Here is a 15,691-nt window from a genome sequence, read left to right as displayed (position 1 = left end):
ATGAAAACACGTTATATCATCTATATTGTATTGGCGCTGCTGGTGGCGTTCCTGGTTTATAATAAATTCTTTAGCAAGCATGCCAAAGAGACTAAAACCGCTACCGCCGGCAAGGGAAAGAAAAAGAACGGCCCTGTGGCCGTTAACGTGATGATCGTGCATGATACCACCGTAGTAAACCAGATAGATATTACCGGTACTGTTGATGCCAACGAAAAGGTTAACCTGGTTAGTCAAACCGCAGGCGCAGTCACCGGCATTTACTTTAAAGAGGGCCAGCGCGTAAGCAAAGGCCAGTTGCTGGTTAAAGTTTACAACCAGGACCTGCAGGCTTCGTTAGCCCAGGTGCAAGCACAATTAGCACTTGCTAAAGATATCAATCGCCGCAATGAGATATTGGTACAGAAAGAAGCGATAAGCAAAGAGGAATACGAAACCTCTAAGTCATCGTATGCAGCTTACCAGGCGCAGGTAGCCAACATACGCGCACAAATTAGTCGTACCGAGGTACGTGCACCTTTCTCCGGTGTTATCGGTTTAAGGAGTATTAGCCCGGGCGGTTACCTCTCTCCAAATACACCGATCGCTACATTGGTAAATATTGACCCGGCGAAGGTCACCTTCTCTGTTCCGGAGCGTTACCTTCCGTTGATTAAAGTTGGCAGCAAGGTTAACTTTACTATCGAAAGTTCGCAGGATGTGTTTGGTGCAACGGTTTATGCTATTGAGCCTGCTCTGGATGCGGTATCGCGTACCATTACCGTACGTGCCAAAGCGCCGAATGCCAAAAATCTGCTTACCGCGGGTGCATTTGCTAAGATAAACTTAACGCTCGACCAGATACCTAAAACCATTATGGTACCTACCGAGGCCGTTATCCCCGACTTGAAAAGCAGCAAGGTTTACGTGTACCACGATGGGAAAGCCCTTGCCAAAGATGTAAAGACCGACCTGCGTACCGATACCAAGATTCAGATCGTTGACGGCTTAAAATCAGGCGATAGCGTGGTGGTATCGGGCCTGATACAAATACGCCCTAAGGCGCCATTAAAAGTTCTTAAAGTTATCAAATAGGCACAGGTATGAGTTTATCTTCCATAAGTATAAAACGGCCCGTACTTGCAACAGTAATGTCTGTTGTGATTGTTGTATTTGGTGTAATAGGCTACAAGTTTTTGGGCGTGCGCGATTTCCCTTCTGTGGACCCGCCGATTATTTCTGTATCTACAAGCTACTCCGGTGCCAATGCGGACGTTATCGAATCGCAGATAACCGAGCCACTGGAGAAAGCGATCAATGGTGTGCCGGGTATTCGTAACATCTCCTCGACGAGTTCGGTAGGGCAAAGCAATATCACTGTTGAGTTTAACCTGGATGCCGACCTGGAAACCGCCGCCAACGACGTTCGCGACAAGGTAGGTCAGGCACAGCGCCAGCTGCCTCAAGACATTAACGCTCCGCCGGTAGTCACCAAAGCCGATGCCAACGCCGACCAAATCATAACGCTTACCGTAAGCAGTAATACCCGCAACATTATGCAGGTAGATGATTACGCGGAAAACGTATTGCAGGAAGGTTTACAAACCATCCCGGGCGTAAGCTCTATCAATATACAGGGGCAGCGCCAATACGCCATGCGCCTGTGGGTTGATCCTGATAAACTTTCGGCATTGGGCTTAACCGCAACTGATATAGGTGCAGCACTAAGCAAAGAGAACGTAGAATTACCGGCCGGTAAAATTGAAGGTAATAATACCGAGCTAACCATCCGCGCATTAGGTAAACTAACGGACGAAAAGGATTTTAACAACCTCATCATCCGTGCAGATAGCAACCGGGTTGTGCGCTTTAAAGATATCGGCTATGCTGTTTTAGGTTCAGCTAACGAGGAAACAGCCTTTAAGGAATCAGGCATACCGCAGGTGGGGTTGGCCGTGGTGCCGCAGCCGGGTGCCAACTACGTGCAAATTGCCAAGGATTTTTACGTGCGCCTTAAACAGATAGAAAAAGACCTTCCGCCGGATATTACCGTTAAGGTGGCATTGGATAATACCAAGTTTATCAATAACTCTATCGAGGAGGTAAAAGAAACGCTTATCATATCCTTTGTGCTGGTAGTGATCATCATTTACCTGTTCTTCCGCGATTGGTTGATCGCATTTCGCCCGCTGATAGATATACCGGTTTCATTGATCGGTGCATTCTTTATCATGTACGTATGCGGGTTCTCCATTAATATATTAACGCTATTGGGAATTGTACTGGCAACGGGTTTAGTGGTGGATGATGGTATTGTGGTAACCGAAAACATCTATAAAAAAGTAGAAGAAGGGATGAATATCCGCAAGGCTGCTTTTGAAGGCTCGGCAGAGATCTTGTTCGCGGTTATTTCTACATCGGTAACCCTGGCCGCGGTGTTCCTGCCCATTATGTTTTTGCAGGGCTTTACCGGCAGGCTGTTCCGCGAGTTTGCGGTGGTTGTAGCCGGTTCGGTATTGATCTCAGCTTTTGTGTCACTATCGTTAACGCCGATGCTTAACGTAAAGCTGATCCGTAAAAATCAAAAGAAATCTAAATTCTATATCGCTACCGAGCCTTTCTTCGAGAAGATGACCAGCGGCTACACCGAATCATTGGTGAAGTTTATGAAACGCAGGTGGGTATCATTCGTGATATTGGGTGCATCTTTACTGGTTACCGGTATTCTGGTAAAGGTAACGCCGTCTGAATTGGCCCCGCTTGATGATAGAAGCTTACTTCGTTACTCCGTTACCGGATCAGAAGGTGCAACTTACGAGTACATGACCAAGTACATGGATAAGGTTGCCAACCTGGTTACCGATTCTATGCCCGAGGCGAATGTGAATATCGAGATCGTATCACCATCATTTGGTGGCGGTTCGGCCAACACCGGTTTTGGCAGGGTAGGTTTGGTGCCGCCTGATCAGCGCGAGCGCACCCAGCAACAACTGGCCGACTGGCTGAACAAGAAACTTGCCCGCATGCCCGATGCACGCGCGATAGTGGTGCAAGAGCAAACTATAAGCGGTGGTGGTAGCGGTGCACGTACCTCGCTGCCGGTACAATTTGTTATCCAGAACCAGGATTTTGAAAAACTGCGGAAGGTACTGCCCGAGTTTTTTGCCGAAGTATCTAAAAGCCCGGTATTCCAGGGTACGGATGTAAACTTGAAATTTACCAAACCGGAACTGCGTGTAACTACCGACCGTGACAGGGCAAGGGACTTAGGCGTATCGGTTGCCGACATTGCACAAACGCTGCAATTGTATTATAGTGCGGGCCGCTTAGATTACTTCCTCATCAACGGTAAACAGTACCAGGTAATAGCACAGGTTGATCGCGCCAACCGCGACCAGCCGCTTGATCTGAAATCTGTTTACGTACGCAGCACTAAGGGCGACCTGGTACAGTTGGATAACGTGGTGAAGGTGACTGAAAGCGCCACGCCGCCATCCATCTACCACTTTAACCGCTTTAAATCAGCAACAGTGCAGGCGGGTTTGTCGCCGGGGCATACCGTTGGTGATGGTATTGAGGAAATGAACCGCATTGCCAAAGGTTTGCTGGACGAGACGTTCAGTACCGACCTTGCCGGCCCATCACGTGACTATGCAGAAGGTTCATCAAATATCCTCTTTGCATTCGGGTTTGCGTTGTTACTTATTTACCTGGTATTAGCCGCACAGTTTGAAAGCTTTATGGATCCATTCATCGTGATGCTTACAGTGCCGCTGGCCATTGCAGGTGCCTTTATATCGCTTTGGCTTTTTGATCAAACGTTTAATATCTTTAGCCAGATAGGTATCATTACCCTGGTTGGCTTGGTTACCAAAAACGGTATTTTGATTGTTGAATTTGCCAACCAGCGCATGGAGCACGGCTTAAGTAAATATGAGGCTGTGGTTGAAGCCGCAACATCGCGCCTTCGCCCAATTTTGATGACCAGTTTGGCGGTGGTTTTAGGTTCGGTACCAATTGCGCTGGCTTTGGGTGCCGGTGCAAAAAGCCGTACATCATTAGGTATTGTAATTATTGGCGGTATGTTGTTCTCCCTGGTGTTAACGCTTTACGTTATCCCAACCATGTACATGGTATTTGCATCAAAAACCCGCCGCGACCCTGATGCCGAACCAGTGGATGAAACTGAACCAAAAGCACCTTTATTGATAGATAAACTTTAAGCAATATGATGATCAAAAAAACACTTTGCTTTTTGGTTTGCCTTATTGCTTTGGCAACCGGCCTGCGTGCTCAAACGGCTACCAATCCTGCTGCCCCGCATTTATCTTTGAGGGATGCCATTGAGGTTGCCCTCAAGAATAACTATAACATTAAATTGTCGCAGAATAATTCAACTATCGCCGGCAACAATGTTACCTTAGGTAATGCCGGTTTTTTACCGGTTGTAACCGGCGATGCAGCCTTAAATGCAAGCAGGCAGCAAATACAGCAAACCCGTAACGATAGAACGGTTAATAACCTAAGGGCTAACAACAGCAATAACAGCTACGGCGTAAACCTTAACTGGACCATTTTTGATGGTTTTAACATGTTTGCTAATTACGACATGCTTAAGCAGATGGATAAGCTTGGTGCCATACGTTTGCAGGATACCATACAAACAACGGTTGCAAACGTTATAACCACATACTATAACCTGGTAGCGCAGAACGTGCAGATACAGGCTTTAAAAGGGGCAATTGCTATCTCGCGTACGCAGTTGAGGTATGCCAATGATAAGTTTGCAGTTGGCCGTATATCGCGGCTTGATGTTTATACTGCCCAAATAGCGCTTAACACCGATACCGCTACGCTGCTTTCGCAGATACAAACCTATAAAACCACGCAGGTGCAATTGAACCAATTGCTGGTGCGCAACCTGCAAACCGATTTTACAGTTGATAGCACTTTAACGGTAAGCAATCAGTTGGTGCTGGGTGATGTGATCGCGAAGGCGCAGAACCAGAACCCGGCCATACTGGCATCAAAGATAAACAAGCGCCTTGCCGAGATCAACCTGAGACAGGTTCGCTCAACCAGGTATCCTGTGGTAGGTGTTACCTCAGGCTATACGTTTACAAATAGTCGTACCCCAGCCGGCTTTACCTTAAGCCAGAATGCGCACGGTTTAGCTTATGGACTTACTGCATCCATCAATATATTTGACGGCTTTAACCAGTGGCGACGCGAGCGTAATGCCAAGCTACAGATAGATAATGCAGAGATCAGTCAGAAAAAAACGCAGCAGGATATAGAGGCACAGATCAGCAATTTTTTTATTGCCTACGTATCGGGATTGGACCTTATTAAACTAAGCCAATCAAACGTTGATCTTACTAAAAAAAACCTGGAGATATCCCTGGAGAAATATCGCCTGGGTAACATTACTCCGTTGGAGATAAGAGAAGCGCAACGTAACTATCTAAATGCACAGTCTGTTTACTCAAATGCCCTGTACCAATCTAAAATGGCCGAGGTTACTCTACAGCAGATAACTAACAGTATTAATATTAGGTAATTTATCGAAAATGTATATTTTTGAAAAATGCCATCTCAATACCATACCTGTTTGCTTATTGATGATAACTACATCGATAACTTTGTTACGCGAAAAATTTTGGAGAGTGGCCATTTTGCCGAGAATATAATTGTAATACAATCTGCCCCCGAGGCATTAAGCGTGCTTGCCGATGGTACTGTAAAGCCTGATGTGATATTTTTAGATATCCGTATGCCGCAGATGAGCGGTTTTGAGTTTCTAAAAGCTTACGAACAACTGGCTATTGATAAAGAACATACTAAAATATTTATGCTCTCATCATCGCTTGATCCAACCGATATGAACAACTCACTGAGCAATAGATATGTTACCCAGTATGTTCATAAACCTTTAACACACGAGGCGCTGGAAGAACTTAGTACATGATTTTAGTAGCAGATAGCGGATCTTCAAAAACAGACTGGCTGCTGGCCACACCGGCCGATGGCAACAAGGCATTTAAATGTGCCGGTTTAAACCCATACTTTTTAACAGAAAAAGAGATCACCAGGATCATCCAGGAACAGCTGCCTGATATGGTTGCTTACGCCGGTGATGTAACAGAGATCTATTTCTTTGGGGCAGGCTGCTCAAGTCCGGACAGGCATGAGATAGTCACAAACGCCATCAGTACACTTTTCCCCGAAGCGTATGTGAGTGTAGACAGCGACCTGCTTGCCTCTGCTTACGCCACCTGCGGCCACGAAAAAGGTTTTTGCTGTGTGCTGGGCACCGGCTCAAATATTTCTTTTTTTGATGGAGAGGACATACATGACGGGCAACATGGCCTGGGTTATGTGTTGGGCGACGAAGGCAGCGGCACCTGGTTTGGTAAAGCCCTGCTTACCGATTACCTGTATGAGCTTATGCCGGCTGATATTGCCGTAAATTTTGGCAAAGCCTTTAACCCAACCAAGGAAGCCGTTATTGAGAATGTTTACCGTAAGCCAAGGGGCAATGCCTACCTGGCTGCTTTCTCAAAATTTTTAAGCGAGATACGTTCAACGGATTACGGCCAAAATATCTTGCGCGCCGGCTTGCAGGAGTTTGTGGATACCAATATCAAACAATCGTACCCGCAATACGATAGATTCAAATGCCATTTTGTAGGCTCAATAGCCTATGTTTTTGCCGATGAGCTCAAAAATATCTGCCGGGAAAATGGTGTGCATGTAGGCAAGATCATCCGCCAGCCAATAAACGACCTGCAGGAGTTTATCCTTAAAAGGGATGCTGCGAATCAACTTTAAATTGTTCAATAACTCATTCCCTCCTCGGGAAGGGGTGTGATGGTAATGGGTGTATTGGCAGGGAGGGGTTTAACAAAGCGACTAAAACCCTTCCATGCACCCTCCAAAGGGAGGGAATCGCACGATCCCTATGCTTTGATGTTTCTCATGCGGCGCCCGTTTAAATTCTTAAAAAGCAAAAATAACATCCCCAATACAGCTAACGCGCTTCCGGTTTTAGGCAGGTAATCGCCGTGCTCTGTATAAAATGTTAAGCTATTATTAAGGTTGATATCTTGCTTAAGCGCGGTACGTACCCACCATTTGCTTTGCTGTACAATGTCCCCACGGCCATTGATAAAAGCCGAGATACCGGTGTTTGCAGATTGGCAAACCCAGCGGCGGTTTTCAATAGCCCGCAGTTTGGCATAATCCAGATGCTGGTCTTTCCCCGAGGTATTGCCCCACCAGCCATCATTGGTGATAATTGCAATAAATTGTGAACCCTGCTTAACCGACTTTGCCACCCACTCGCCCCATAACGATTCATAACAAATAACAGGCGTTGCACCTATGCCGCTTTGCGAATAAAGCACACTTGGCTCGCTTTGCATACCGTAAGCGCCAGTGGCGCCGCCCAAATGCTCAAACACTGGTTTGATGAATGACAAGGCATTACCAAAAGGCAAAGACTCCGCACCAGGCACCAATCGGGATTTGTGGTAAAACTGAACTTTATCAGAGTTTTCAATATTGATGGCTGCGCTAAAACTGTCAACAAACAAGTCTTGTTCAACTTGGCTTGCTGTGAAAGTAGCTCGTTTAGGGTAAAATTTATGGGTTTCGCCTCCGGTAAGCACATTGCCGTTTTTGTATTTTTCTAAAAAACGCTTAACCTGTAGATAAGAGTTTTCTGTACGGATGCGGTCCTCATCCATATCTTGCGTTATGGCAGTTTCGGGCCAAATGAAGTATTCGGTATTTTTTTGCGCTACCGAATCTGATACATGCGTTAAAATCTTGATCTGCTCTGCGCTGGTGGTAGTGCCATATTTTTCATACGGATCAATATTGGGCTGAGCGACAACAATGTTTGATGGATTTGGTACTTCTTGGTATTGGTAGTAAGTATACAACGAAAAACTCAACGGAAGAATAAACACCAATACCAAAGACACGATCAGTTTTAACCTTATTGTTTTAGCCTGCGACTCCCGCAAGCCAATATAGATCAGGAACACCAGGATGTTGATCGCCCAGATCCAGATGGTACCGCCGTACACTCCGGTATATTCATACCACTGTGCCCACTTATGGGTGGTAGCAAGTCCGTTGCCAAGCGTCATCCACGGGAAGTTTAGGTCCCAGCTTTGGTGCAGGTATTCGTAACCTATCCAGAAGCAAACCAAACCAATTAGGCTGATAGTACGGTTAGCTTTAAGGCGTAGCCGGTAATACAGCCAGCAAGCCGTTGCCATTAACACCGGGCCAAGGCTGTAAGGTATTAACGTAATAGGTATTGCTGTAAAAGGCCCGATTATTTTTAAGGCATTATAAACCCAGTAAATACACAGCACATTCCACACAAAGAAGCCCAGGAAAGCGATGTGGAAGATCTTTTTCCCTTTGCTTTTAACATCAGATTTGATGATGTTCTCCAGTGCCACCAGCATAGGCACAAAGCCTATGAAAAGCAAAATAGTGGTGTAATGCGTAGGCGGCCATGCCACCCAAAGCAGCAATCCAGAGAATATGGATAAGAGTATGTTTTTTTTCATAGGGCCTCACCTAAATCCTCTCCAAAGGAGAGGACTTGAGAATTAATGTTCTGTCAATTTGTTTTTTAAGCCCTCTCCTTTGGAGAGGGTTGGGTAAGGCTTATTCCTCCTCATTCCCGTACTTCTTTTTCTTCTTCCCCTCAACTTCCTCAGCGCCGGCAACGCAGATCACAAACTCGCCCTTAATGGGGTGTGTTTCAAAATGCTGCTTTACCTCTGCAACCGTGCCGCGCACAGTTTCTTCAAACATCTTGGTCAGCTCGCGTGAAACGGATAGCTGCCTGTCCGGGCCAAAATAGGTGGCCATTTCTTCAAGCGTTTTCAATAAACGGTGCGGCGACTCGTATAGGATAATAGTGCGCTCTTCCTGCGCCAGGAATTTGTAGCGGGTTTGGCGGCCTTTTTTCAGCGGCAAAAATCCCTCGAAACAAAACTTATCTGTAGGGAAGCCTGAGTTAACCAACGCGGGCACAAAAGCTGTTGCGCCCGGCAGGCATTCTACAGCAATGTCAAACTTCAAAGCCTCGCGCACCAGGAAAAAACCGGGATCGGATATCGCCGGCGTACCCGCATCAGATATCAGCGCAATATTTTGCCCCATCAGCAAAAACTTGATGATCTCATTACTGCTTTGATGCTCGTTATGCTGGTGATGCGCAAATACTTTGTTCTGGATATCAAAATGCTTTAACATCGGTGCTGAAGTACGCGTATCCTCGGCCAATATCAGATCGGCTTCTTTCAATACCCGTATAGCCCTGAAGGTCATATCTTCCAGGTTACCTATTGGCGTAGGCACTAAGTAAAGTTTTCCTGTTTTGGGTTGGTCCATTTTTTACAGTTTGCAATTTCCGGTTTGCAGTTTGCAGCAGCAGTTACAAAATAATAGCAAACTGCCCGCTGCAAACGGCAAACTCTTATATTTGCCTTTTAATCTAAAAAAGATGCTGCAAGTTAGTTATATCCGCGAAAACAGGGATAAAGTTTTAGAACGTTTGGCTGTTAAAAATTTTAAACAGCCGGAGCTGGTTGATGAGATAATTGCTTTGGACGAAAAACGCCGCCAAACACAAAATCAATCGGACAACGTATCATCGCAGGCTAACGCAGCAGCCAAACAAATTGGCGAACTGATGCGCAACGGCAAAAAAGATGAAGCCGAAACCGTTAAAGCCAATACCGGTAAATGGAAAGAGGAGATCAAACAACTGGGCGACCAGTTAGCTGCCTTTGAGACCGAATTACAGGATAAATTGATTCTTTTGCCAAACCTTCCGCATGCATCCGTACCTAAAGGTGTATCTGCTGATGATAATGAAGTAGTTTTAGAGAACGGCAACAAGCCCGAGCTGCCTGCCAATGCCTTACCGCACTGGGAACTGGCTGCGAAATATAACCTTATCGACTTTGAACTCGGTGTAAAAATAACCGGAGCAGGTTTCCCGGTGTATAAGAATAAAGGTGCAAAACTACAACGTGCGCTGATCAACTTCTTTATTGATGAAGCCGAGAAAGCAGGTTATAGCGAAGTTGGTGTGCCATTGGTAGTCAACGAAGCTTCGGGTTTTGGCACAGGTCAGCTACCTGATAAAGAAGGACAGATGTACTTCGTGAACGAGGACGAGCTTTATTTGATTCCTACGGCCGAAGTACCTATTACCAACCTTTACCGTGATGTGATCTTAAAGGGCGAAGAACTGCCGGTTAAAAACTGTGGACACACGCCATGTTTCCGTCGTGAGGCAGGTTCTTATGGTGCACACGTGCGCGGGTTAAACCGCCTGCACCAATTTGATAAGGTGGAAGTTGTACAAATAGTACATCCGGATAAGTCGTACGAGGTGTTGGAAGATATGAGCCTGCATGTACAAGGCTTGCTGCAAAAGCTTGGCTTGCCATACCGTGTGTTACGCCTTTGCGGCGGCGATATGGGTTTCACAAGCGCCTTGACTTACGATATGGAGACCTGGAGCGCTGCGCAGCAACGCTGGTTAGAGGTATCATCGGTATCAAATTTTGAGACCTACCAGTCTAACCGCTTAAAACTGCGATTCCGTAACGCGGAAGGTAAAACGCAGTTAGCACATACGCTTAATGGCAGTGCTTTGGCATTGCCTCGCATTGTGGCAACTCTGTTAGAGAATAATCAAACAGAGAAAGGCATCAAAATACCTGAAGCCCTTGTGCCTTATACCAAATTTGAATGGATTGATTGATTCGTAAATGATATGTTAAGTCCCGGCCAAAAAGCCGGGACTTTTTTGTTTACGCACAGCGGCCAAAAACATTTTATATTTACTTCCTGAATGCGGGTGCTTAACATTAAAAAAGCTTTTATAAAACGGGGGATAGCTGTAATTGCTTTATTCCTGCTTACCAACCTGCTTTTCCTTTTTGCAGATCATCCTGCCGCTGTAGAGAAGTATTATTCAGAAAGCACTTACCGTTTTATTTGTCATGTGCTGCACCCTGTTTTTAACCTGTTCCCGTTTAGTGTTGGAGATATTGTTTATGGCGCTGTGGTAGTAGTGCTGATCTGGGCCGTTATCAGGTTTTTTAAGCATTGCTTTAAAAGGCGCTGGGCAATGGCGGGGCTGCTTGCGCTTAAAGTTGTGGTCGGTGTGCAGGCAGGCATTCTTATATTTTATCTGTTTTGGGGATTGAATTATTTCCGTCCATCCGCCGCTGAGCGATTAAACCTGCGCGATAGCACCTACACCACCGCAGAACTCCAAAGAGTTACAACAATTCTTATTGATAGCGCTAACATTGCACGCAGCCGCGTTAGCACTGCCGACCTGCATTTACCAAATGATACTATTTACAACAGGGCCAGGCAGGCGATCATTACGCTTTCAAAAACCTCGGATGAGTTTGAAACTTATAGTCCGAGGGTTAAGCCATCGCTGCTTACCGGCTTTATGAATTATTTGGGCACATCCGGTTATTATAATCCCTTTACCAGTGAGGCGCAGATGAACTACGAAATGCCGGTGTTTAACCGCCCGTTTGTTGCCTGCCACGAGATGTCGCACCAGATGGGTTACGGGCCGGAGGATGAGGCTAATTTCGTAGGCTATCTTGCTGCCGTCGGCGCTAAAGACAGGCTGCTCAGGTATTCGGCATATAACCTTGCCGTTGGCGAATTTATGCGTACTATGCGCTATACCGATACCACAATTTATAAGCAGCTAAAAGATAAAATATCGCCCCAGGTTAAAGCCGACTTTAAAGCCGAACGTGAATATTGGCTATCCTACCAAACTAAAATAAATGCCGTAAGTGGCGTTTTTTACGACAATTTTTTGAAGGCGAACAACCAGCCCGAGGGTTTGGCACGCTATAACCGCATGGTGTTATTGCTGATGGCGCAGTATAAGAGAGATTAGTTGATTTGTGATTAGCGATTAGTTTGATCAGGTGAGAAAGGCGCAAAAAAAATGCGTTCCGTATCTCACCCCGGAACGCACTGCAACATCATCTCTCAAATAATGTTGATCAACTAAACCTCAGATAACATGTGTTTACCCAAGTTCTTTATAGCGGAGCCATTTAATGGCTGCTGATAATCAGGTTATTGCGATATGGCTTTAACAAATATTGTACCTTAATATTATCAAAATCATAAGTGTCAAAGTTACACAATGAACGGCAGGCCGAAAAGCATATTATGAGAATGACGGATATTATTGCAAGAATGTTACAGAAACATCAATTAAGGCAGGAACTGAAAGCATTTAAGTTTTAATAGATCAAAGATTTAGATCAGGATTTTTTCTTCCGATAAATTTAGGGCATAGTAAAAAGATGCTCACTTATGAGTGAGGATTTTAAGTAGAATGACGTTTTTCCAGTACAGGCATATAGCAAAATTTTCAATTTGATCTTCTTAAAGAAAATTAATTAGATTAGTTGAACTAAATTTTATCTTTTGAAACCCCTGTATTTTATATTATTGCTCTGCTTTGTTACCATCTGTAAAGCACAAACCACTCCTTTTGGTGAAGTTGATGTTGCCGACCTTCAACTAAGCGGCTGCAGTTTTGAAAAAAATGCCGATGCTGAAATTTTATTTGATGTTGCCAAGGTTACTTCTAACGATTGGACGGGCGTGACGATGGTGCGGCATCAGCGGATTAAGATCTTTAACGAACGCGGCCTATCTGCTGCTACTATTAAACTTAATTACTTTACTGATGTAGCCTTAGGCATTGTTAAAGATATTGAGGCCGCTACCTATAACCTGGTAGATGGCAAAATTGAAAAAACGGTTCTTGATAGGAAGCAGATCTATCAGCAAAAAGTATCAAAGGGAGTTCGGCAATATGTATTAGTTTTTCCGGGTGTTAAAGCCGGCTCTGTTATTGAGTATAAATTCAAATGGCTAAGCAGCATCCAACACAATTATCCGGTATGGAAGTTCCAAAACAAACTTCCAACAAAGTATTCTGAGTACGATGCTGCGTTTAAAAGTTTAAGGGCATTAGGCTTGCTTAAAAACATAAACCGGCCGCTTAGCCTGGATACTGTTTACTTAGAAAAGTATCCGCGCCATGTTTGGGCAATGAAAGATGTACCGAGTTACACCTTGGAGCCCTACATGCATTCGGTAGAAGATAATCTGCAATACATTGCGTTTCGCAGGCCAAATGCATTTTACACCTGGAACGCTGTGGTAAGAGCAATGATGAACGATGAAGATTTTGGCAAGCAGTTAGATGTACCGCTTGAGGGCGAAGCCGAAATATATAAACGGGCCAATGAATTTAAAACAGATATCGCTAAAATAGAATACATTTTTAATACGGTTAAGAACACCATTAAATGGAATAAATCTACAAGCTGGTATACAGACGAGGGTATTAAGAAGGCCTGGTTAAAGAAAACCGGCAACTCGGCAGAGGTCAATCTCATACTTTACCATTTGTTAAAAGGAGGGGGCCTATCGCCAACGCTCGCCATTGCGGGAGACAGGGAAATTGCTGAGATAAGATTGGATGACCCGGGTTACGACAGGCTGGAAAAAACCCTTGTGCAAGTGCCGTTAGACAGCACCCAATTTTTAACGCTGGACGCGTCGCAAAAATACAACAGGTATAATTTTACGCCGATAGAATTTCTGGAGCAGAACATGCTTACCATCAACCCCAAAAACGGTTTTAACGATATTGTGAAACTGAGAAATCAGTACCAATGGCTGGAAGTGACTTTTGTTGACGCTGCTATAAAGGATGACGGTAAACTAATCGGTACAACACAATTGAGCAGTTCATTTTATCGCAAGGTTAATAAGATGGAGCAGTATGACCGGGGTGGAGAAAAAGAATATCTGGACGATCTAAAAGCGGGTAACACAAAGTTATCTATTACAGATTATAAAAGGTACGGAATGGATGTAGATACACTACCCTTGAGAGAAGAATTTAAATTTGATGTGGAAGCGGCAGTAACGGATGGCGACTATATATATTTCAACCCTAATTCATTTACAGGGTTAGCGCTTAACCCGTTTTTAAACGAGGTAAGAGTATCTGATATTGACTTTATATACCTTAATCGCTATAACATCAGTGGCCACTATAAGTTACCGGGTGGGTTTAAAATTGATGCGTTACCCAAACAATTTACACTTGCAATGGCCGATAACAGCATTATTTTTAAACGGCTTATAGGAGAAATGAATGGGGATATAGCGGTACATTATCTTATCAATTTCAACAAAACAAAGTTTTCGCATGATGAGTACGAGGCATTGTACAGCTTCTACAAGAAAATGTTTGAATTGTTAAATGAACAAATAGTTCTTAAAAAAGTTACTAAGACGTAAATTAGGGGCTTTAACAGAAAGGAAATGAAAAAGCTGGTTTTAGCTATCGTAATTATTTTTACCGGTATGCGCCTTAATGCGCAAAGTATCTCCTTTTCTGATCTTACCAATCTAACCAACCTTTCAGATGGGCAAGCCCACACATACCTATCGTTGGGTGGGGTATTTAAACTGGATTACATGAAAGAGGAAAACGGAAAAAAAATTGAGTATTTCCGTTCTAAATCTGCAAAAGTGGCTCCGCAGAGCATTACCATAGGGGTGAACGAAATACAGGCAAACGGTACTATCCTGCGCACGGTTCTGTATACCACACAAGACCCGGAGAATATTGTCAACCTTATTGCGCAGGCCAAACGTGCCAAGCTGATCATGAAGTTCCAGGGGATGGACCGCGACAATAACATTTATAAGTTTGATAATGAGTTCTACAACATTACCATGCTCATTAGCACCAATAACAACAAAGGCTCGGTAGAGGTAAAACAGAAGGAATTTATAGGCTACTAAAAAAGCCCTGCCAAAAATGGCAAGGCTTCAAACTAAATTAACACACTGTTATTTACCTATTAAAGCCGGGTCAAATATTTTCCTGTCAATTTCCTGGTTGGCCTTTATATCATGATAAACTTCGGTTTGTAAAAGTTTATCATTGATATAAAACTTGCAAAGCGTTTCACTCCAGTTACCATTAACCATCTTGTGTTCCTCAAATGTGGCTTCGGTTTTTGTGTTGCCTTCATATTTGAAATAACGCACGGCAACCAGTTTCTCTTTATCTATCCAGAGCTGGTTTACCTTTTCGCCGTCTTTGCCGGCACCTATCACGTAAACCTCTTTTCCGTTCCATTTTGTTTCATGAAACTTGTTCAGATCGAACTGCAACTCCTTAAAATGGTCAAAAACATTATCTATCGGCTTAAAATACATACCGCCTAAAAAGAATATCAGCTCGTTCTCGTCCTTTGCAGACCGTACCACCTTGTTGTTACGGAATACATATGATGAATCTCCCCGGTAAATAACGCCATTACCACTATTATCGCCGCCAAAATCTATCCGCAGCATATCCGGGTAAACAATACGCTCATACCAGGTATCAGTTTTGATCAGCGTATCGTTACGGTAGCGGCCGGTGGTTTGGGTAAACGTTAATGACGTATGCCATTTGTTGTAATAACGTGTATACATCTTCTTGATCACCTGCGCCGAAGTAAGCTGCCTGGGTGAGGTAAACCCCCACACCGATAGCAGCGTAATGATGGAAGTGATAATAGATACTAAATGCTTCATTATT

Annotated in this window: 12 protein-coding genes; 9 read left to right on the top strand and 3 right to left on the bottom strand. The window is 44.3% G+C overall.

Features of this window, described 5'->3' with window-relative positions; all coding sequences use genetic code 11:
- Genes INP83_RS00175 through INP83_RS00155 form a run of 5 tightly spaced genes read left to right on the top strand, consistent with a single transcriptional unit; the run spans position 1 to position 6,810 of the window.
- Positions 1-1,074: an efflux RND transporter periplasmic adaptor subunit gene (locus tag INP83_RS00175; RefSeq protein ID WP_146272451.1), complete on the top strand. Its 1,074-nt coding sequence runs from the start codon at positions 1-3 to the stop codon at positions 1,072-1,074.
- An 8-nt stretch (positions 1,075-1,082) separates the two neighbouring features.
- The gene (locus INP83_RS00170; protein ID WP_219125833.1) at positions 1,083-4,202 is read left to right on the top strand and encodes an efflux RND transporter permease subunit; all 3,120 of its coding nucleotides are present in this window, start codon (positions 1,083-1,085) and stop codon (positions 4,200-4,202) included.
- Between the two features lie 5 nt (positions 4,203-4,207).
- Positions 4,208-5,539: a TolC family protein gene (locus INP83_RS00165; protein WP_255563209.1), complete on the top strand. Its 1,332-nt coding sequence runs from the start codon at positions 4,208-4,210 to the stop codon at positions 5,537-5,539.
- Positions 5,540-5,566: 27 nt separating this feature from the next.
- A complete protein-coding gene (locus tag INP83_RS00160) occupies positions 5,567-5,947 on the top strand; it encodes a response regulator (RefSeq protein ID WP_219125832.1) in 381 nt (126 codons plus the stop codon).
- Positions 5,944-6,810 carry an N-acetylglucosamine kinase gene (locus tag INP83_RS00155; RefSeq protein ID WP_219125831.1) on the top strand — a complete coding sequence of 289 codons (867 nt, stop codon included), beginning with the start codon at positions 5,944-5,946 and terminating at the stop codon, positions 6,808-6,810. Before INP83_RS00160 ends, INP83_RS00155 begins: the two co-directional genes overlap by 4 nt.
- Before the next feature lie 128 nt (positions 6,811-6,938).
- On the opposite strand, the gene lnt is transcribed toward INP83_RS00155, so the two are convergent.
- Together lnt and rsmI are read right to left on the bottom strand one after the other, a co-directional pair.
- Positions 6,939-8,567, bottom strand: a complete 1,629-nt coding sequence (gene lnt / locus INP83_RS00150) for an apolipoprotein N-acyltransferase (protein ID WP_219125830.1) — start codon at positions 8,565-8,567, stop codon at positions 6,939-6,941.
- A 100-nt stretch (positions 8,568-8,667) separates the two neighbouring features.
- Positions 8,668-9,399 (bottom strand): 16S rRNA (cytidine(1402)-2'-O)-methyltransferase, encoded by a 732-nt coding sequence (gene rsmI, locus INP83_RS00145; RefSeq protein ID WP_219125829.1) that lies wholly within the window; start codon positions 9,397-9,399, stop codon positions 8,668-8,670.
- Between the two features lie 112 nt (positions 9,400-9,511).
- Here rsmI and serS point away from each other — a divergent pair, with 112 nt between their 5' ends.
- From serS to INP83_RS00125, 4 genes are all read left to right on the top strand, one after another.
- Positions 9,512-10,783 carry a serine--tRNA ligase gene (gene serS, locus INP83_RS00140; protein ID WP_219125828.1) on the top strand — a complete coding sequence of 424 codons (1,272 nt, stop codon included), beginning with the start codon at positions 9,512-9,514 and terminating at the stop codon, positions 10,781-10,783.
- A 90-nt stretch (positions 10,784-10,873) separates the two neighbouring features.
- A complete protein-coding gene (locus INP83_RS00135) occupies positions 10,874-11,956 on the top strand; it encodes a DUF3810 domain-containing protein (protein WP_219125827.1) in 1,083 nt (360 codons plus the stop codon).
- Positions 11,957-12,498: 542 nt separating this feature from the next.
- Positions 12,499-14,394: a DUF3857 domain-containing protein gene (locus tag INP83_RS00130; RefSeq protein WP_219125826.1), complete on the top strand. Its 1,896-nt coding sequence runs from the start codon at positions 12,499-12,501 to the stop codon at positions 14,392-14,394.
- Positions 14,395-14,418: 24 nt separating this feature from the next.
- Positions 14,419-14,904: a hypothetical protein gene (locus INP83_RS00125; RefSeq protein ID WP_219125825.1), complete on the top strand. Its 486-nt coding sequence runs from the start codon at positions 14,419-14,421 to the stop codon at positions 14,902-14,904.
- A gap of 48 nt (positions 14,905-14,952) precedes the next feature.
- Here INP83_RS00125 and INP83_RS00120 read toward each other — a convergent pair whose 3' ends face one another.
- Positions 14,953-15,687 (bottom strand): outer membrane lipoprotein-sorting protein, encoded by a 735-nt coding sequence (locus tag INP83_RS00120; RefSeq protein ID WP_219125824.1) that lies wholly within the window; start codon positions 15,685-15,687, stop codon positions 14,953-14,955.
- Between the last annotated feature and the right edge of the window lie 4 nt (positions 15,688-15,691).

It is taken from the genome of Mucilaginibacter sp. 21P (assembly GCF_019331605.1).
GTDB classification, from domain to species: Bacteria; Bacteroidota; Bacteroidia; order Sphingobacteriales; family Sphingobacteriaceae; genus Mucilaginibacter; species Mucilaginibacter achroorhodeus.
This window is presented reverse-complemented; position numbering and strand designations above follow the sequence as displayed.

Bases quoted from the DNA above. Each gene is read 5' to 3' on its own strand.
- INP83_RS00170 (WP_219125833.1), top strand. From the start codon at position 1,083: ATGAGTTTATCTTCCATAAGTATAAAACGGCCCGTACTTGCAACAGTA.
- INP83_RS00175 (WP_146272451.1), top strand. From the start codon at position 1: ATGAAAACACGTTATATCATCTATATTGTATTGGCGCTGCTGGTGGCG.
- INP83_RS00125 (WP_219125825.1), top strand. From the start codon at position 14,419: ATGAAAAAGCTGGTTTTAGCTATCGTAATTATTTTTACCGGTATGCGC.
- INP83_RS00165 (WP_255563209.1), top strand. From the start codon at position 4,208: ATGATGATCAAAAAAACACTTTGCTTTTTGGTTTGCCTTATTGCTTTG.
- INP83_RS00160 (WP_219125832.1), top strand. From the start codon at position 5,567: ATGCCATCTCAATACCATACCTGTTTGCTTATTGATGATAACTACATC.
- INP83_RS00120 (WP_219125824.1), bottom strand. From the start codon at position 15,687: ATGAAGCATTTAGTATCTATTATCACTTCCATCATTACGCTGCTATCG.
- rsmI (WP_219125829.1), bottom strand. From the start codon at position 9,399: ATGGACCAACCCAAAACAGGAAAACTTTACTTAGTGCCTACGCCAATA.
- lnt (WP_219125830.1), bottom strand. From the start codon at position 8,567: ATGAAAAAAAACATACTCTTATCCATATTCTCTGGATTGCTGCTTTGG.
- serS (WP_219125828.1), top strand. From the start codon at position 9,512: ATGCTGCAAGTTAGTTATATCCGCGAAAACAGGGATAAAGTTTTAGAA.
- INP83_RS00135 (WP_219125827.1), top strand. From the start codon at position 10,874: ATGCGGGTGCTTAACATTAAAAAAGCTTTTATAAAACGGGGGATAGCT.
- INP83_RS00155 (WP_219125831.1), top strand. From the start codon at position 5,944: ATGATTTTAGTAGCAGATAGCGGATCTTCAAAAACAGACTGGCTGCTG.